The sequence below is a fragment of the Klebsiella sp. GW_Kp182 genome (assembly GCF_040062275.1).
Lineage (GTDB): Bacteria > Pseudomonadota > Gammaproteobacteria > Enterobacterales > Enterobacteriaceae > Klebsiella > Klebsiella michiganensis.
In genome coordinates this window covers 14,609-33,801 of the sequence record NZ_JBEAFQ010000010.1, presented here as the reverse complement: position 1 = coordinate 33,801, position 19,193 = coordinate 14,609, and the positions used below count along the sequence as shown (strand labels likewise).

Annotated in this window: 13 protein-coding genes and 1 pseudogene; 8 read left to right on the top strand and 6 right to left on the bottom strand. The window is 58.0% G+C overall.

Translation table 11 applies throughout. The features are described from left to right. Positions 1-253 precede the first annotated feature (253 nt). Together gbpA and ridA are read left to right on the top strand one after the other, a co-directional pair. A complete protein-coding gene (gene gbpA, locus ABLU88_RS12080; RefSeq protein WP_049079512.1) occupies positions 254-1,717 on the top strand; it encodes an N-acetylglucosamine-binding protein GbpA in 1,464 nt (487 codons plus the stop codon). A 154-nt stretch (positions 1,718-1,871) separates the two neighbouring features. Beyond that, the gene (ridA, locus tag ABLU88_RS12075) at positions 1,872-2,258 is read left to right on the top strand and encodes a 2-iminobutanoate/2-iminopropanoate deaminase (RefSeq protein ID WP_009652347.1); all 387 of its coding nucleotides are present in this window, start codon (positions 1,872-1,874) and stop codon (positions 2,256-2,258) included. 67 nt (positions 2,259-2,325) lie between these two features. Here ridA and mgtA read toward each other — a convergent pair whose 3' ends face one another. Next, positions 2,326-5,034: a magnesium-translocating P-type ATPase gene (mgtA, locus tag ABLU88_RS12070; RefSeq protein ID WP_348836606.1), complete on the bottom strand. Its 2,709-nt coding sequence runs from the start codon at positions 5,032-5,034 to the stop codon at positions 2,326-2,328. Between the two features lie 378 nt (positions 5,035-5,412). Here mgtA and treR point away from each other — a divergent pair, with 378 nt between their 5' ends. From treR to treC, 3 genes are all read left to right on the top strand, one after another. Continuing rightward, positions 5,413-6,360 (top strand): trehalose operon repressor TreR, encoded by a 948-nt coding sequence (gene treR, locus ABLU88_RS12065; RefSeq protein ID WP_014227667.1) that lies wholly within the window; start codon positions 5,413-5,415, stop codon positions 6,358-6,360. A gap of 128 nt (positions 6,361-6,488) precedes the next feature. Continuing rightward, a complete protein-coding gene (gene treB / locus ABLU88_RS12060) occupies positions 6,489-7,907 on the top strand; it encodes a PTS trehalose transporter subunit IIBC (RefSeq protein ID WP_348836604.1) in 1,419 nt (472 codons plus the stop codon). A gap of 54 nt (positions 7,908-7,961) precedes the next feature. After that, positions 7,962-9,617 (top strand): alpha,alpha-phosphotrehalase, encoded by a 1,656-nt coding sequence (treC, locus tag ABLU88_RS12055; RefSeq protein WP_122116687.1) that lies wholly within the window; start codon positions 7,962-7,964, stop codon positions 9,615-9,617. Between the two features lie 119 nt (positions 9,618-9,736). Here the strand turns inward: treC and celB are convergent, their stop codons facing one another. From celB to ABLU88_RS12040, 3 genes are all read right to left on the bottom strand, one after another. Beyond that, entirely contained in the window at positions 9,737-11,092 is a 1,356-nt protein-coding gene (gene celB, locus ABLU88_RS12050) for a PTS cellobiose transporter subunit IIC (RefSeq protein WP_128696640.1), read from the bottom strand. Between the two features lie 26 nt (positions 11,093-11,118). Then, positions 11,119-12,426, bottom strand: a complete 1,308-nt coding sequence (locus ABLU88_RS12045; RefSeq protein ID WP_032718874.1) for a 6-phospho-beta-glucosidase — start codon at positions 12,424-12,426, stop codon at positions 11,119-11,121. Positions 12,427-12,505: 79 nt separating this feature from the next. Continuing rightward, complete coding sequence (locus tag ABLU88_RS12040) at positions 12,506-12,814, bottom strand: PTS sugar transporter subunit IIB (RefSeq protein ID WP_032747668.1); 309 nt, start codon at positions 12,812-12,814, stop codon at positions 12,506-12,508. Positions 12,815-13,074: 260 nt separating this feature from the next. On the opposite strand from ABLU88_RS12040, the gene ABLU88_RS12035 reads away from it, so the two are divergent. The 3 genes from ABLU88_RS12035 (at position 13,075) to nrdG (ending at position 17,107) form a co-directional block, all read left to right on the top strand. Continuing rightward, the gene (locus tag ABLU88_RS12035) at positions 13,075-13,818 is read left to right on the top strand and encodes a MurR/RpiR family transcriptional regulator (RefSeq protein WP_348836602.1); all 744 of its coding nucleotides are present in this window, start codon (positions 13,075-13,077) and stop codon (positions 13,816-13,818) included. Positions 13,819-14,188: 370 nt separating this feature from the next. After that, positions 14,189-16,327, top strand: coding sequence for an anaerobic ribonucleoside-triphosphate reductase (gene nrdD / locus ABLU88_RS12030; protein WP_032747666.1), 2,139 nt, complete (start codon positions 14,189-14,191; stop codon positions 16,325-16,327). Positions 16,328-16,642: 315 nt separating this feature from the next. Further along, on the top strand, positions 16,643-17,107 hold the full coding sequence (gene nrdG / locus ABLU88_RS12025) for an anaerobic ribonucleoside-triphosphate reductase-activating protein (protein ID WP_348836600.1): 465 nt from the start codon (positions 16,643-16,645) through the stop codon (positions 17,105-17,107). A gap of 7 nt (positions 17,108-17,114) precedes the next feature. Here nrdG and ABLU88_RS12020 read toward each other — a convergent pair. Together ABLU88_RS12020 and ABLU88_RS12015 are read right to left on the bottom strand one after the other, a co-directional pair. Next, positions 17,115-17,249: pseudogene (locus ABLU88_RS12020) on the bottom strand (hypothetical protein); the annotation flags it as partial. A gap of 11 nt (positions 17,250-17,260) precedes the next feature. Continuing rightward, positions 17,261-19,171, bottom strand: a complete 1,911-nt coding sequence (locus ABLU88_RS12015; RefSeq protein ID WP_348836599.1) for a PRD domain-containing protein — start codon at positions 19,169-19,171, stop codon at positions 17,261-17,263. Positions 19,172-19,193: the final 22 nt, after the last annotated feature.

The window sequence follows — 19,193 nt, the reverse complement described above, 5'->3', positions numbered from 1 at the left end:
CAGGTTTTATCAGGAGCAGCCCGATAAACGGGACTGCTCCTGAACGATAATTTAAATCATCCGCACGGCCGTCAACTCACTGACCACGGGTCAGATAATCAACATTCATCAATTTCTCATCAACACGCCTCATAATTAAAAATAACAAACAATGAGATTAATCATTAAATATCACTGCTATTGAACCTGAATTTTCCCCTTCATACACTCCAGTGCGTTTTTCATTATTTAATCAATGTTCACAGGATGAATTATGAAAGTGAAAAAAATATCGTTATATACAGCAACATTATTATTTACCTCCTCAGCATTGGCGCACGGCTATGTGGAATCGCCGCCAAGTCGGGCGTACCAATGTCATTTAGGGAAAAACACCGACTGCGGTTCGGTGCAGTGGGAACCGCAAAGCGTCGAGCAAGCGAGCGGTTTTCCTGAAGGGGCAATGCCGCCTGATGGTAAACTGGCCAGCGCGGGTAAAAGCAACTTCTCGCAGCTAGATAGCCAGAGCCCGACTCGCTGGGCGAAAACCACGATAAAGAGCGGTAAAAATAATTTCGTCTGGCACCATTCTGCGCCGCATAGAACGACTAACTGGCGTTATTACATTACCAAACAGAACTGGGATCAAAATAAGCCGCTGACGCGCAGCGATTTTGAAACTAAGCCATTTTGTCAAATCGACGGTAATGGCACGACGCCGGCTGTACAGGTCACGCACTCCTGTAATGTACCCGATCGCACCGGCTATCAGGTTATTTATGCCGTCTGGGAAATTGCCGATACGGCAAATAGTTTTTATCAGGCCATTGACGTTGATTTCGGCGGCGCCAGCGATGAAACGGAGAATGAATCCCTCTGGACAACGCAGCTCGCCGGCCAGCTTAGCGGGAAAGATCTCCATGCGGGAGATAAAGTCATTGCCCATTTCTTTAACGCGAGCGGTGAAGTTCATTCGCTACAAACGGAATTGACCATCGCCAGCGAAGCGCAAGGAAAAAGCAGCCAGTGGTCTTACGATCTGGCTGAAGCTATTAATACCGCGCACCAGGGCAAGCTGCGCGCCGGGGTAAAAGGGAGTGATGGCAACATTACCCCCCTCCACGGCGTTAACCAGGTGTATGTGCCAAAAGACAGCACCGTTCAAAGCGTTACGCTGACCTACGCCGAGTCGCAGTCAGACGATATCGTGGAAGAATCCCTGAGCGTCGCCAACGTTAACGCAACCAAAATCGCCAACGGGAAAGCGACGGTGACGTTCAACGCCACGGCCAGCGGCAAAATGCATCTCACCGCCACCGTCAACGACCATGCGGGCACGCAGAAAGGGAGCATTCAGCAGACGATAGATAATCGCTCCCTGACGGTATCTATTCCGCTGACCAACGTTCAGGCAGGTCATCATATGCTGCGCTACTCAGCCAGCAATGCGCAGGGCGCCACCCTCAGCCAGGGGGTCATTGACCTGATGCTGGAAGAGAGTACGGTTCAGCCGGATCCGACGCCTGCGCCTGCGGGGAACTACGACTATACCTTCCCGGATAACCTGAAAAGCTATAAGGCGGGAACGAAAGTCATGCAGCCTAAAAACGGCAAAGTGTACCAATGTCGCCCGTTCCCCTACAGCGGCTACTGCGTGCAGTGGAGCCAGTACGCCACTCAGTTCGAACCGGGTATAGGTTCTGACTGGGCCAAAGCATGGACGGAAGTCACCCACTAACTTCATCCTTCGGGCTCACGCCTTATGCGGATAGCGCGCTGCGTTATCCGCTTTTCTCCTTCGCAAAATGCGGCCTGCTTAATGATAAAGCAGCCAGCACTCTTTATAATGACCCACGCCAGTCAGATTACATTCACATATTTCAGGAGAACTCATGTCTAAAACTATCGCGACGGAAAATGCGCCAGCAGCCATCGGCCCGTACGTTCAGGGCGTTGATCTGGGTAACATGATCATCACTTCCGGCCAGATCCCGGTAGACCCGAAAACCGGTAGCGTGCCGGAAGATGTCGCCGCTCAGGCGCGTCAGTCTCTGGAGAACGTGAAAGCTATCGTCGAAGCCGCGGGCCTGAAAGTGGGCGATATCGTTAAAACCACCGTTTTCGTCAAAGACCTCAACGATTTCGCCACCGTTAACGCCACCTATGAAGCCTTCTTCACCGAGCACAACGCCACCTTCCCGGCGCGCTCCTGCGTGGAAGTGGCGCGTCTGCCGAAAGACGTAAAAATTGAGATCGAAGCGATCGCCATTCGTCGCTAATCGTAGACAGTATGAACAAAGGCAGCCCGTGGCTGCCTTTGTTGTTTCTGCACGTAAAGCGCCTCGCTCACTGCCAGCCGTAGCGGCGGCTGTAGAAGCCTTTGACCATCTGGGTTAGCGTCATATAGCCCGCAAGGATCGCAATCAGCCATGGGAAGTAGCTGAGCGGCAGCGCCTGAAGCTGCAGGTAGCCCGCCAGCGGCGAGAACGGCAGCGCAATCCCCACCACCATCACCAGCAGCGTCATCACGATCAGCGGCCAGGCCGCGCGGCTCTGGATAAACGGGATCCGCCGCGTACGGATCATATGCACAATCAGCGTCTGCGACAGCAGGCCAACCACGAACCAGCCGGACTGGAACAGGGTCTGATGTTCCGGCGTGTTGGCGTGGAACACCCACCACATCAGGCAGAACGTCAGAATATCGAATATGGAACTAATTGGCCCAAAGAAGACCATAAAGCGGCCAAGATCCGCCGGGTTCCAGCGCTGCGGTTTACGGATCTGCTCATCGTCCACGTTATCAAACGGAATGGCGACCTGGGAGACATCGTACAGCAGGTTCTGGATCAGCAGATGCAGCGGCAGCATCGGCAGGAACGGCAGGAAGGCGCTGGCGACCAGCACGCTGAAGACGTTACCGAAGTTGGAGCTGGCGGTCATTTTGATGTACTTGAGCATATTGGCGAAGGTCCGGCGGCCTTCAATAACCCCCTCTTCCAGCACCATCAGGCTCTTCTCCAGCAGGATGATATCCGCCGCCTCGCGGGCGATATCCACCGCGCCGTCGACGGAAATACCGATATCCGCCGCGCGCAGCGCCGGAGCGTCGTTAATGCCGTCGCCCATAAAACCCACCACGTGTCCTTCGCGTTTCAGCAGGGTCACGATACGCTCTTTGTGCAGCGGCGCCAGGCGAGCAAACAGGGTGGTACGTTTTGCCAGCTCGGCCAGCTCATCATCATTCAGCGCTTCAACCTGGCTGCCGATAACCACGTCACCCGCGTCCAGCCCCACTTCATGGCAGACTTTCGCCGCCACCAGCTCGCTGTCGCCGGTCAGGATTTTGACCGTAATACCGCTGGCCTTCAGCGCCTTCAGCGCCGGGGCGGTGGTCTCTTTCGGCGGATCGAGGAAGGCGATATAGCCTTCGAGGATCAGGTCTGACTCATCCGCGCGCTGGTAGTCGCCTTCGCGGGCGGGCAGGTACTTCGTCGCCACCGCCACCACGCGCAGTCCCTGACGGTTGAGGGTGTCGGTTACGCGACGGATGCGCCGCAGCATGGTGTCGTCCAGCGGTACGATGTCGCCGTTATAGCGCACCTGGGTCGAGACGTTGAGGATCTCCTGCAGCGCCCCCTTGCAGATCAGCTGATGGACGTTGTCCTGCTCCTGCACCACAACCGACATGCGGCGACGCTCAAAATCGAACGGGATCTCATCGACTTTCTGCCAGCGTTCCGCCAGCCCGCGCGCTGACTCCAGCTCGACGCCCTCAAGCACCGCGGTATCGAGCAGATTCTTTAGCCCGGTCTGATAGTGGCTGTTCAGCCAGGCCGTATGCAGCACGCGTTCGCTCACCTTGCCGGAGGCATCGGTGTGGTTCTCCAGCACGATTTTATCCTGCGTCAGGGTGCCGGTTTTATCGGTGCACAGGATGTCCATCGCGCCAAAGTTCTGTATCGCGTCGAGGTGCTTGACGATCACTTTCTGTTTCGACAGCTTCACCGCCCCGCGCGCCAGGGTCGAGGTGACGATCATCGGCAGCATTTCCGGGGTCAGGCCCACCGCGACGGAGAGCGCGAACAGCGCCGCCTCCCACCAGTCGCCTTTGGTGTAGCCGTTAATCAGCAGCACGATCGGGGTCATCACCAGCATAAAGCGGATCAGCAGCATGCTGACCCGGCTGATGCCTTTCTGAAAGGCGTTCGGCTCGCTTTCCTGCTCGCTGACGCGGCCAGCCAGCTGGCCAAACCAGGTGCCGCCGCCGGTAGCGAAAACAATCGCCTGCGCCGAACCGCTGACCACGTTGGTGCCCATAAAGCACAGGGTGTCGCACTCCAGCGGGTTTGCCTGCAGCGGGTCGCGGGTGCGGGCCACTTTTTCGACCGGCAGCGATTCACCGGTCAGCGAGGCCTGAGCGACAAACAGGTCGCGCGCCTGAATGACGCGCAGGTCTGCCGGGATCATGTCTCCCGCCGATAGCTTGACGATATCCCCCGGCACCAGCTGGTCGATGGGCAGCTCGCACCAGCGGCTCTCGCCCTGTTCGTTCACCACCCGCAGGACCGTCGCGGTGTTGCTGACCATCGCCTTCAGGGCGTCCGCCGCTTTAGTTGAACGGGCTTCCTGAATAAAGTTCAGCAGCGTGGAGATTCCCACCATCAGGGCGATAACCGCGGCGGCAAACAGATCTTCCGTTGAGTAGGAGACGATACCCAGAACGGTCAGCAGCAGGTTGAAGGGGTTGCGGTAGCAGCTCCAAAGATGCACCCACCACGGCGACGGCTTCTGCGCCGGGATCTGATTTTCGCCATACTGCGCGATTTTCTGCGCCACTTCGCCCGCATTTAGCCCTTCCGGATGGCTGGCGAAGGCGCGCCAGATTTCATTCTCATCCATTGCCGCCACGTCCAGGCACTGCTTGCCGAGGGAGTCCGGGATCGGCGCGCTCGCCAGATTGCGGGCATCGGGTAGCGGATCGCGTTGTACTAAACGACGCGGTAAATGACGACCAAGCTGGGCAAACAGCTGGCGGGTAAAATTTTTAAACATAAACAGTCCCTCCGCGCTCGCGCGAGCGAACGCAGGCTACCGACAGGCGCGAGTCAACCTTACCTGTCAGGCATGTTATTTTTATGGCAGGGACGTCAAAGACATCGCTGCTTTACGCTTCCGGTAAAGCAGCGCTACGCAGATTTACCGGAAAAAAAGGGGGCTCCATCGAGGATGAGGAGTGGGATCGGGGTCCATAAAATCTCCGGTAAATGAATACAAACGGCGCGAATTATACCGTCGCCGATAATCTATTTGTGGCTATTATGGCGATAATACCCCCGGGCAACTAAACCAGACGTAAACCAGACTTTGCTCATTGTGGTTTCGTTGAGTAGCATTAGGCTCACTTTAAGCGGACCACAACGAGAACCCTGCATGCAAAACCGGCTGACCATCAAAGATATCGCACGCTTAAGCGGCGTCGGGAAATCGACGGTATCGCGCGTGCTTAACAACGAAAGTGGCGTCAGCGAACGCACGCGTGAGCGCGTTGAAGCGGTGATGCAGCAGCACGGGTTTTCGCCCTCACGTTCCGCCAGGGCGATGCGCGGCCAGAGCGATAAAGTGGTGGCGATCATCGTCACCCGTCTGGATTCGCTGTCGGAAAACCTCGCCGTACAGACCATGCTTCCCGCCTTTTACGCTCAGGGCTACGATCCGATTATGATGGAGAGCCAGTTCTCCCCGGCGCTGGTCGAGGAGCATCTCGGCATGCTCGCCCGGCGCAATATCGACGGCGTGGTGCTGTTTGGTTTCACCGGCATCCATGAAGAGATGCTCACCCCGTGGCGAGAGACGCTGGTGCTGCTGGCCCGCGACGCGCCGGGCATCGCCTCCGTCTGCTATGACGATGAAGGATCGATCAGGATGCTGATGCAGCGCCTGTACGATCGCGGGCATCGCCACATCAGTTTCCTCGGCGTGCCGCACAGCGACATCACCACCGGGCAACGCCGCCACCAGGCCTACCTCGATTTCTGCCAGAAAAAACACCTCACGCCCCTCGCCGCGCTGCCGGGCCTGGGCATGAAGCAGGGCTACGAAAACGTCGCCGGCGTGCTGTCGGCTGAAACCAGCGCGCTGGTCTGCGCCACCGATACCCTCGCGCTGGGAGCCAGCAAATATCTCCAGCAGCAGGGAATCGATCGTCTCCAGCTCGCCAGCGTCGGCAGCACGCCGCTGATGAAGTTTCTCCACCCGGAGATCCTGACGGTCGATCCCGGCTACGCCGAGTCCGGACGCCAGGCGGCGCAGCAGCTGATCGAGCAGATCGCCGGAAACCGTGAACCCCGTCAAATCGTGATTCCCGCCGTACTGAATTAAGCCTGTCTTAACGATTTATGTGATCTTCGCTGGGTTTCGGGAACGTTCCCATTTTGCAATTCAAACGGAGCGAGTAGGATCCAATGCAAGTTAAATGCAACCTCTCCCCTCGGTCATGAGGCCTCATCATGAGTAAAGTGAATCAGCAGGACATCGATAAACTTATCGAACTGGTGGGCGGGCGCGACAATATCGCCACCGTCAGCCACTGTATTACCCGTCTGCGCTTTGTGCTGAATAATCCAGCCATTGCCAAACCGAAAGAAATTGAACAGCTCCGCATGGTGAAGGGCTGCTTTACCAACGCCGGTCAGTTCCAGGTGGTGATCGGTACCGAGGTTGGTGACTACTATAAAGTGCTGCTGGCGACCACCGGCCAGGCCAGCGCCGATAAAGAACAAGCCAAGAAAGCCGCGCGGCAGAATATGAAGTGGCATGAACAGCTCATTTCACACTTCGCGGAGATCTTCTTCCCGCTGCTGCCTGCGCTGATCAGCGGCGGTCTGATCTTAGGCTTCCGCAACGTGATCGGCGATCTGCCGATGAGCAACGGCCAGACGCTGGCGCAGATGCACCCGTCGCTGAAAACCCTTTATGACTTCCTGTGGCTGATTGGCGAGGCGATCTTCTTCTACCTGCCGGTGGGTATCTGCTGGTCCGCGGTAAAGAAAATGGGCGGCACGCCAATCCTCGGCATCGTGCTGGGCGTTACGTTAGTTTCTCCGCAGCTGATGAATGCCTACCTGCTGGGCCAGCAGGTGCCGGAAGTATGGAACTTCGGCCTGTTCACCATTGAGAAAGTCGGCTACCAGGCGCAGGTGATCCCGGCCTTGATGGCGGGGCTGGCGCTCGGCTTTATCGAAACGCGGCTGAAACGCATCGTGCCTGACTACCTCTATCTGGTGATCGTGCCGGTCTGTTCGCTGATCCTGGCGGTCTTTCTCGCCCACGCTTTTATCGGCCCGGTTGGCCGCATGATTGGCGACGGCGTGGCCTGGGCCGTGCGTCATCTGTTAACCGGCAGCTTCGCGCCGATTGGTGCCGCGCTGTTCGGCTTCCTGTACGCGCCGCTGGTGATTACCGGGGTCCATCAGACCACGCTCGCCATCGATATGCAGATGATTCAAAGCATGGGCGGTACGCCGGTCTGGCCGCTGATCGCGCTGTCCAACATCGCCCAGGCATCGGCGGTGGTGGGAATCATCATCGCCAGCCGCAAGCAGAACGAACGCGAAATCTCCGTTCCGGCGGCCATTTCCGCCTACCTCGGCGTGACGGAACCGGCCATGTACGGCATCAACCTGAAATACCGCTTCCCGATGCTCTGCGCGATGGTCGGCTCCGGTCTTGCCGGGCTGCTGTGCGGACTGAACGGCGTGATGGCCAACGGCATCGGCGTCGGCGGCCTGCCGGGTATCCTCTCCATTCAGCCAACCTACTGGCAGGTTTACGCGCTGGCGATGGCTATCGCCGTGGTCGTGCCGATTGTCCTGACAACGGTTGTTTACCAGCGCAAATTCCGCCAGGGCACCTTACAGATTGTCTGACGTCTTATTTTCGGGGCGCGCTGTCGCCCCCTTTTTTGTAGCAGGAACGCAAGTATGAATACCCTTCCCCTCTGGTGGCAAAACGGCGTTATTTATCAAATCTATCCGAAGAGTTTCCAGGACACCACCGGGACCGGCACCGGCGATTTGCGCGGCGTGACCTCCCGCCTCGACTATCTGCAAAAGCTCGGCGTTGACGCTATCTGGCTGACGCCGTTCTACGTCTCGCCGCAGGTGGATAACGGCTACGATGTGGCCAACTATACCGCTATCGATCCCGCCTACGGCACGCTCGACGATTTCGACGAGCTGGTGGCCCAGGCGAAGGCGCGAGGAATTCGTATCGTGCTGGATATGGTGCTGAACCACACGTCGACCGAGCACGCCTGGTTCCGCGAAGCGCTCAACAAAGAGAGCCCGTATCGTCAGTTCTATATCTGGCGCGACGGTGAACCGACCACGCCGCCGAACAACTGGCAATCTAAGTTTGGCGGCAACGCCTGGCAGTGGCACGCCGAAAGCGAGCAGTACTATCTGCATCTGTACGCCGTCGAGCAGGCGGATCTGAACTGGGAAAATCCGGCGGTGCGCGCGGAGCTGAAAAAAGTCTGCGAATTCTGGGCCGATCGCGGCGTCGACGGCCTGCGCCTCGACGTGATCAATGTTATCTCCAAAGACCAGACCTTCCCGTCCGATACCGCGGGCGACGGCCGGCGCTTCTATACCGATGGTCCGCGAGCGCACGAATTTTTGCAGGAGATGAGCCGCGATGTCTTTACCCCGCGCAACCTGATGACGGTGGGCGAAATGTCCTCCACCACGCTTGAGCATTGCCAGAAGTACGCGGCGCTCGACGGCAGCGAGCTATCGATGACCTTTAACTTCCACCATCTGAAGGTGGACTATCCCGGCGGCGAGAAGTGGACGCTGGCGCGCCCGGATTTTGTAGCCTTGAAATCGCTGTTCAGGCACTGGCAGCAGGGGATGCACAATCGCGCGTGGAACGCGCTGTTCTGGTGTAATCACGACCAGCCGCGCATCGTCTCTCGCTTCGGCGACGAGGGAGAGTACCGCGTCCCGGCGGCGAAAATGCTGGCGATGGTGCTGCACGGCATGCAGGGCACGCCCTATATCTATCAGGGCGAAGAGATTGGCATGACCAACCCGCACTTTACGCGCATCACCGATTATCGCGACGTTGAGAGCCACAACATGTTTATCGAACGCGCGGCGCAGGGCCGGGATGCGGATGAACTGTTGGCGATTCTGGCCAGCAAATCGCGCGATAACAGCCGCACGCCCATGCAGTGGAACAGCGGTGAGGGCGGCGGATTCACCGCCGGCGAGCCGTGGATTGCGCTGTGCGATAACTATCGCGAGATTAACGCCGAGGCGGCGCTGGCGGACCCGGAATCGGTGTTTTATGCCTATCAGCAGCTGATTACGCTGCGCAAGAGCACGCCGGTGCTGACCTGGGGCGACTATCAGGATCTGCTGCCGGAACATCCGTCGCTGTGGTGCTATCGCCGTCAGTGGCAGGGGCAAACCCTGGTGGTCGTGGCGAACCTGAGCCGCGAGTTTCAGCGCTGGCAGCCGGAAGCGATGAGCGGCGACTGGCGGATGCTGATAAGCAACTACGCGGAGGCGGCGAACCGCCCTGCCGATATGACCCTGCGTCCGTTTGAAGCGGTATGGTGGCTGCAGGAGTAACCCACGGCTTGCGCTGAGAGTCCCGGGTCGCGCTGCGCTTACCCGGGCTACAGGTTCACCATCTTCTGCGAGCCGGTAGCCCGGACAGGCGCGTCAAGCGCCGCCTCCGGGAATATGCTTTAAATACGATCGGCCGCAGACAGCGTCGCGCTGGCTTCCGGCTGCGCGGACGCCTGCTCTTCTTTCGCCTTCAGGCGATCCCATGCCCGGAAGAACGGATAGTAGATCACCAGCGAGATCGCCAGGTTCACCACCTGCAGCACCGCGCCGGAAACGTGCCCTCCCGTCGCCAGATAGCCGCTCATAAAAATAGGCGTGGTAAACGGCAGCGCAATCCCCGCTGGCTTCATCACCAGCCCGGTGGCCATCGCGGTATACGAGACAATCACCAGCAGGACCGGCGTCAAAATAAACGGCAGGAAGAAGTACGGGTTCATCACCAGCGGAATGCCGAATACCATCGGCTCGCTGATATTGAACAGCGCTCCCGGCGCGGCGATTTTCCCCAGCTGTTTCATCTGCTGGCTACGGCTGCGCAGCAGCATAAAAATCACCAGTCCTAACAGCGCCCCGGTACCGCCGGGCGCAATCCACAGGTCATAAAACTGCTGGGTGATGATATGCGGGATCGGCAGCCCATTCTGAAACGCTTCCAGGTTTTCCGACATATTCGACAGCCAGACCGGGCGAATAAACACCAGCACAATGGTGTCGCCGTGCAGCCCCAGGGTCCACAGGATACCAATCAGGATCACCGAGATAATCATCCCCGGCAGCGAACCGCCGACGTGCGACATGGGAATACCGATAAGGGTGGTAATCATGCTATTGATATCGCCGAACGGCGAAGCTTCAACGATCAGGCGCAGCGCCAGCACCACGGCCAGCACGCAGAAGCCGGGGATCAGGGCGAGAAAAGATTTCGCCACCGCGGGCGGTACGCCCTCCGGCATGCGGATCACCAGATTACGGCTGGCCACCAGGCGGTAGATCTCCGTGGAAAGCAGCGAAATCACAATCGCCACAAACAGCCCCTGGCTGCCAATCATCCCCACCGGCAGCACGCCTTTGACAAGCTGCGCCGCCGAACCGTCTGCCGGCGTAAAGAGCGTCACCTGGGGGATCGTCATCACAAACGCCACCAGCGACATCGCCCCGGCGCTGAGCGGGTCCAGGGTGCGATATTTTTCCGCCAGCCGGTAGGCAATGCCGAACGCGGAGAGCAGCGCCATGATGTCATAGGTCGCTTTGACCGGGTACAGCATCTTATCGCGCCAGGCATCGCCAAACACGCTGGTCATCATCTCACCGTAGCCGGGAATCGGCAGGTAGGCGAATATCAGGAAAAACGAGCCAATCAGCATAAACGGCATATTGAGAATAATGCCGTCGCGTACCGACAGGACATGCTTCTGACCGCCGATTTTCAGCGCGGCGGGCATGACATAGCGTTCAATAAATGAAGTACGAGACATAGTGGTATCCCCGAAGGCGGAAAAGTTTAGTTAAACTGCGTTAACCAGGGGCGGTTGATGGTTAACACCTCATCAAGCAGCGCCCGGGCATCGGTCACATTCCCGACCAGCGGGTTACTCACCAGCGCCAGCAGCGCGCTATCCCGGCAGCCGTGGACCGCGGCCTCAATCGTCAAGCGCTCGAAGGCTTTCACCTGTTGCGTCAGACCGTTCATGATCGGCGGCAGCGCGCCAAAGGCCAGCGGTCGTGCGCCCTGCGCGTCAATAATGCTGTTAATTTCCACCACCGCATCATCATCGAAGCCGTGAATCGCGCCGTTGTTGCGGGTGTTGACGACCATCTCTTTGCCAAGATTGTTGTAGATGGCGTTAATCAGCTCCACCGCCACTTCGGAGTAGTACGCCCCGCCGCGGAAGCTCAGCTGTTCGGGCTTTTCATCCAGCTCGGGCCGGGCATAGATATCAAACAGCTCCTGTTCCACCTTCATCACCTGTTCCGCGCGGGTGCCTTTGGTTTTGGCCGCCTCAATCTCTTCCGCCAGCATCGCCGGCGTCAGCCAGAAATAGCGATGATAGGGACAGGGGATGGCCTTCAGGGCCCGCAGAAACTCCGCCGGCCACGGCAGCGATTGAATATTGTTCATCGAGAGCGATTGACCGTCACACAGCATGTCGATGACCTTACTGGTCACCTCTTCCCGCCCCTGCATCACCTTGTGTACCCAGACCATATGATTCAGCCCGGCGAAGCTCAGCCGGACCTCCTCTTCTTTTGCGTCCAGCATTCCGGCAATCATGTGCTGCATATTGATGGGCACGTTGCACAGGCCGATGATTTTCGCGCTGCTGTAGCGGCTCACCGCCTCCGTCACGATCCCTGCCGGATTGGTAAAATTAAGGATAAAGGCGTCGGGCGCCAGCGCTTCCACCTTGCGAGCAACCTGTAAAATCACCGGAATCGTGCGCAGCGCTTTGGCAAAGCCGCCGACGCCGGTGGTTTCCTGACCCAGCAGATGGTACTTCAGCCCCAACCGCTCATCCGCCGCCCGCGCCGCCAGCTGCCCAACCCGCAGCTGGGTCAGCACGAATTGAGCGCCGCGAATGGCCTCATCGAGGCCGAAATGCACGCTGACCTTCACCTGTTCAAGGCCATGGCGCTTTAGCATACGCTGGGTCAGCGCGGCGATAATCGCCACTTTCTCGCGCCCGGCTTCGACATCCACCAGCGCCAGTTCCGTGACCGGAATCTGCTGATGGCGAAGGATAATGCCTTCGATAAGTTCCGGCGTATAGCTGCTGCCGCCGCCGATGACGGCAATTTTCAATGTTTGCATAGTGGCCTCATTTTTGGCGTACAGATCCCCGCGCAAGGCCGCAGCGGCGTTGCGAAATGAACGCGTTGATGGGAAAGGGTTAGGAGTTCAGCAGAGCGAGCGCTTTATCGAGGACGGCGGCCCCGCGCATCATGCCGTAATCCGCCATGTCGATCACCGCCACGGCTTTCCCGTGCGGGGCAGCAAGCTCCGTTAATCGTGGGGCTTCGTACTTCACCTGTGGCCCCAGTAAGATCACGTCGGCATTGGGCAACTCGCGCTCAAACTCGGCGACGGGTACGGCGTAAATCTCCAGCCCCAGCGCGCGCTGCTGCGCCTCGGCCTTCATTTTGTTAACCAGCATGCTGGTGGACATTCCGGCGGCGCAGCACAGGACGATACGTGGCATAATTCCTCCCAATGGATTTGGCGTAAGCGAGCGCTAAACAGACACCATCGACTATAAGACGAGGTGCCGGTATGGGTGAAGGCTATATGAAAATTTTTTTCACGTACGTGATCGGAGCGTTATTTTTCACCTCTTTACTCCGGCATAAAAGAGAAAGCGGCAATAATCTCAGGCATTGTGCGTGATTGCGTGGTATAAAAAGCCCTCATTACTTGAAAAATATTTTCAATCAGGCGGTGGCGGAGAAAGAGGCTGAAAGCATGGATATCGTAGGACAGTTACAGGAAGGCATGAGTCGCTTTAGCGCTCAGGAATCAAGAGTCGCGGCATTTATTCTGCAGAATTTAAGTTTTACCGCCAGCGCTTCGATTGATGAACTGGCGGTGCGCGCTGGCGTGAGCGCAGCCACAATTACCCGCTTTGCCCGCTCCGTCGGCTGCGAGGATATTCGTGATTTGCGAAAGCAGCTGGCGCAGGCTTGCGAACGTCGTACCAGCTGGCTTAACGAGGAGAGCGCCGCGCTGCCCGTCGCGTGGCGCGACAAATTAAGCCTGATTAGCACACATCTTGAGCAGCAGCTGGTGAGCACGCCCGAATCAACGCTGCAAAAGCTGCGCACGCGCCTGCAAAATGCCCGCGCCGTACACTGTTTCGCCCTCGGCGCACAGGACATCGCGCTGGCGACGCTGCTTCAGCACCAGCTGCTCTCCATCGGGATCGTGATGAATCTCTGCCAGGACAGCGCCCTGATGCGGATGATCGCCAGTACCCTCAGCGACGATCATCTCCTGCTGGTGCTGGCAACCGGCGAGGCCGACGCGATTTTGCAGGGCGCGACCCTGCTGGCCCGGGTACAGGAAGCGACAATTTTCGCCCTCACCCCCGTCAACCACGCGTTGAGCAATATGGCCTCCGCGCTGCTGCCCCTGCCTGAGAATGCGCAGGCCGCGCGTTACGCCCTGCTGCTGCTGGTTGACCTGCTTAACGACGCGCTGCTCGCCTGACGTTATCCCTTTCGGGCCTGAATTTCCTGCGTTCAGGCCCCATTTTTGCTTATTTTATAAGCGGATAAATTTACATTAAGCGCAAGCGCCCATCATTCCTGCTCTCCTCTTTTTACTTTGTTCTGCATCAATAAAATTGCAAACATCTTTGATGCAAAGCACTACATATAGAACTTAAAATGCGTCCCGGCCCCACATATTGTATTAATAGTCTATTATGTCACCACACCCATCGTACTCAGGCGGTGATGGGATGTGGATAAAAAGGGCCGGGATCGGAGGGAAACGGCGGCAGCTACAGCGCCCCGGGACTTCGGTTGACCTTCCGCCTCTGTGGATAACCTGTTCTGTAAAAAATTATGGAGTGATCATGACACCGCATGTGATGAAACGCGATGGCTGTAAAGTGCCGTTCAAGTCAGAGCGCATTAATGAAGCAATTCTACGTGCAGCTAAAGCAGCGGGAGTCGATGACGCAGACTATTGCGCCACCGTCGCAGAAGTCGTTAGCCAGCAAATGCAGGGTCGCGCCCAGGTGGATATCAGCGAGATCCAGACCGCCGTTGAGAACCAGCTGATGTCCGGTCCGTACAAGCAGCTGGCGCGCGCCTACATTGAATATCGCCACGACCGCGATAGCCAACGTGAAAAGCGCGGTCGTCTGAACCAGGAAATTCGCGGCCTGGTTGAGCAGACCAACTCGGCGTTACTCAACGAGAACGCCAACAAAGACAGTAAAGTCATCCCTACCCAGCGCGATCTGCTGGCGGGCATCGTCGCCAAGCACTACGCGCGCCAGCACCTGCTGCCGCATGACGTGGTCATGGCCCACGAGCGCGGCGTGATCCACTATCACGATCTCGACTACTCCCCATTCTTCCCGATGTTCAACTGTATGCTGATCGATCTTAAAGGCATGCTGACCCAGGGTTTTAAAATGGGCAACGCCGAGATTGAGCCGCCGAAGTCTATCTCTACCGCTACCGCGGTGACGGCGCAGATTATCGCTCAGGTCGCCAGCCATATTTATGGCGGTACGACCATCAACCGCATCGATGAAGTACTGGCGCCGTTTGTTACCGAAAGCTTCAATAAGCACCGTAAAATTGCCGAAGAGTGGCACATTCCCGACGCCGAAGGCTACGCCCGTTCTCGCACCGAGAAAGAGTGCTACGACGCCTTCCAGTCGCTGGAATATGAAGTGAACACCCTGCATACCGCCAACGGTCAAACGCCGTTTGTGACCTTCGGTTTCGGCCTCGGCACCAGTTGGGAATCGCGTCTGATTCAGCAGTCCATTCTGCGCAACCGCATTGCGGGACTCGGTAAAAACCGTAAAACGGCGGTATTCCCGAAGCTGGTCTTCGCCATTCGCGACGGTCTGAACCACAAGTTTGGCGATGCGAACTACGATATTAAGCAGCTGGCGCTGGAGTGCGCGAGCAAGCGCATGTATCCGGATATCCTCAACTACGATCAGGTCGTGAAGGTGACCGGCTCGTTCAAAACCCCGATGGGCTGCCGCAGCTTCCTCGGCGTGTGGGAAAACGAGGACGGCGAACAGGTGCACGATGGCCGCAACAACCTCGGCGTTATCAGCCTCAACCTGCCGCGCATCGCGCTGGAAGCCCGTGGCGACGAGACTGAGTTCTGGAAACTTCTCGACGAACGCCTGCAGCTGGCGCGTAAAGCGCTGATGACCCGCATCGCCCGTCTGGAAGGGGTGAAGGCTCGCGTGGCGCCGATTCTGTATATGGAAGGCGCCTGCGGCGTGCGTCTGAAAGCGGACGACGACGTCTCTGAGATTTTCAAAAACGGCCGCGCGTCGATTTCGCTGGGCTATATCGGCATTCATGAAACCATCAACGCGCTGTTCGGCAACAAGCATATGTACGATAGCGCAGCGCTGCGTGAGAAAGGCGTCGCCATCGTTCAGCGCCTGCGCGAAGCGGTAGACCAGTGGAAAGACGAGACGGGCTACGGCTTTAGCCTGTACAGCACGCCGAGCGAAAACCTCTGCGACCGCTTCTGCCGTCTGGATACCGCTGAGTTCGGCGTGATCGAAGGCGTAACCGATAAAGGGTATTACACCAACAGCTTCCACCTTGACGTAGAGAAGAAGGTAAACCCGTACGATAAAATCGATTTTGAAGCGCCTTATCCGCCGCTGGCTAACGGGGGCTTTATTTGCTACGGCGAGTACCCGAATATTCAGCACAACCTGAGAGCGCTGGAAGACGTGTGGGATTACAGCTATCAGCACGTGCCCTATTACGGAACCAATACGCCGATCGACGAATGCTACGAGTGCGGCTTTACCGGTGAGTTCGAATGCACCAGCAAAGGCTTCACCTGCCCGAAATGCGGCAACCACGATGCCTCCCGCGTGTCGGTAACCCGCCGCGTGTGCGGCTATCTCGGGAGCCCGGACGCCCGTCCGTTCAACGCCGGCAAGCAGGAAGAAGTGAAGCGCCGGGTTAAGCACCTGGGCAACGGGCAGATCGGTTAATTCCAGGTGGTTTAGCCCCTCCCCCTCTCAGCAACGGGGAGAGGGGACCGGCCGGCCACTCGAGCCGTTCCCGGATCGCGGCGCAAAGCGCCTTATCCGGGCTACAACCGCGTATGCGGCTCTTCGTAGCCCGGCCGAGCGCAGCAACGCCGGGAGTCGTTCCCTTTACAAATGCAAAGCCCCTCCGTTTTCGCAAAGCAATTCGCGTCAGAGCAAGGCGGCAAACGAGGGAATCCCCGGGAGCGTACATTAAGTACGTGACTGGGGTGAGCGAGCGCAGCCAACGCGGCTATGGCGTTAATTGAGAAGCGAAAAATGAATTACCATCAGTATTACCCGGTAGATATCGTTAACGGTCCGGGCACTCGCTGCACCCTGTTCGTTTCCGGCTGCGTTCACGAGTGCCCCGGCTGCTATAACAAGAGCACCTGGCGGCTAAACTCCGGCATGCCGTTCACCGCCGAGATGGCCGACCGCATTATTGCTGACCTCAACGATACCCGCGTTAAGCGCCAGGGGATCTCGCTTTCCGGCGGCGACCCGCTGCACCCGCAGAACGTCCCGGAGATCCTTAAGCTGGTGCAGCGCGTTCGCGCCGAGTGCCCCGGCAAAGATATCTGGGTGTGGACCGGCTACAAGCTGGACGAACTTAACGCCGCGCAGATGCAGGTGGTGGATCTCATCAACGTGCTGGTTGATGGCAAATTTGTGCAGGACTTAAAAGACCCGGCGCTGATCTGGCGCGGCAGCAGCAACCAGGTTGTACATCACCTGAGATAGCCTCCCGCTACAGCCGTTTATGGACGTTCCGATAGACGGCTAATTTCTCTCGTTTTCCCACAGCAATAACATAAACCCTCACCACCTCATCCCGAACCTGATATACCCGTCGATATCCCGAAGCACGCGCGGCTCGAACTCTGGCTGCGCATCTCAAAACCGGCTGACGCACTCCATGGCCACCGCTTTAAACTCAGCAAAACTGCGGGTGGCGGCAAGGCGGGTCATAGCGCGTTCGCGCAGGAAGGTGACGAAAATATCGTAGATCGCCATCGCCTCTTCATACTCGCTTTTGCTGATGGCGAGCAGGAAGATGATATGCGCGGTTTCGTCGCCCCAGGCGATACCGTGCGGGGCGATAACCGTATAGACCACGGTCTTTTTCGCCAGCAGGCCGAGGGCGTGAGGCAGCGCGATCCCGTCGCCGAGCATGGTGCTGACGATAGCCTCACGCTCCACCACCGACCCATGAAACTCCGCTCCGACAAACCCCTCCTGCTGCAGCTGCTGGCACAGCGTGGCAAACAGCGCCTGCTGATCCATCGGGGTATCTATCACCTGGAAGTGGGCCTCATCAAAATACTTATTCAGCATCCAGGGACGCGTGCGGTCCACCAGCACCAGCTTGCCGATTTGGTCGAGCTGGTAGTCGGTAGGAAACGGCGCAATGGTGACCACCGGCTTCTCTTTCTCGCTGATACGCACGGTGGAAATGACAAAATCTTCCGCGATCTCTTCCCGCTGTTCATATTCGCGTTGCGAAAGGGTGGCGGCAATTTCCAGCTGCGGATACTTACGCTGCAGGATGGCTTCAATCATCCGCACCATCGCGTTGCTGGTATCGCAGACCAGCAGCACCTGCGGCTGACGCTGATAGCCGATATTGTAATGGCGCTCCAGCCCGACGCCGATATGCAGCACCAGAAAGCCGATCTCGTTTTCGCTGATGGCGTAGGGAGTATATTTCCCCCAGCTCGATACCGCCGCCAGGGTCATGTCCCACGCCATGGGGTAGTGCTGTTTGATATTTTCCAGAAGCGGGTTGGGGATCATTATCTGGTAGCGCACGCGGGTGATCATGGTCTTAATATGGGTCAGTAAATCCGCACGCAGCTGGGCATCGTCCAGCAGATTGTAGTTATATTGCTGATTGATATAGCGCAGGATGTAGTTCACCAGCGCTTCGTCGTCGTCGGCGCTGATGGTGCCCGGATCGACGTCCTGCACCTGGCGGGCGGCAAGGTGGACACACAGCCACTCCTCTTCCGCCGGAGCAAGCAGTTTGCCCGCCAGCTGCTGCATCGTGTTTGCCAGCTCGCGTGCGGCGTCGCGTACGTTTTGCGCCACATCTTCGGCGCTAAAATCCGCCAGCGGATACCCTTCGCTCACGCGGCGCACGGCAACCGCGACGTACAGGCAGATAAAGCGCTCCCCCGCGTCCGTCAGCCGCACGTGATGGCGGGTTAACGTCTCCTGCAGCACGCCGGCCAGCAGCGTCGGTACGCTGGCGTCAAACGCCTCTTCGCCAATAAGCGGGTTCAGCGGCCCCTGCTGGCTCAGCTCCCACAGCAGATCGGTCAGGCAGGCGCGAATGGAGACCTCGCTGCCGAACAGCTTCATGCCGTGGCGCGGCCGGGTCTCGAGGGTGAGCTGATAACGCTGAAAACGCTCGCGTACGTCAACCATATCGCCCTGTAAGGTGGCGCGGCTGACGAACCACGTATCGGCCAGATCCTCCAGCTTGATAGAAAACGCGGAAGTTAAAAAGCGCACCAGCAAAAAGTGGATGCGATCCGCCGCGGTTCGCGGGATATGCTGCGCTTTCGGCGCGCTCTCTTCCAGCGTCTGATAGCGAGTCGGATCGTGAATCACCAGCTGATAGCCGCTGCCGCGGGTGAGGATAAACTGCGCGCCGTAGTGCAGCAGCAGCGCGTTCAGCGCGGTGATGTCCGCGCGTACCGTGCGAGTAGAAACCGACAGCCGCTGCGCCAGCTCCTCCTGCGGCAGCGTTTCGTTTTGCAACAGAGTAAACAGCTGCGCTAAACGTTGATGGGGAAATCGCATGTCAGTTCCTTTTTCTTACGGC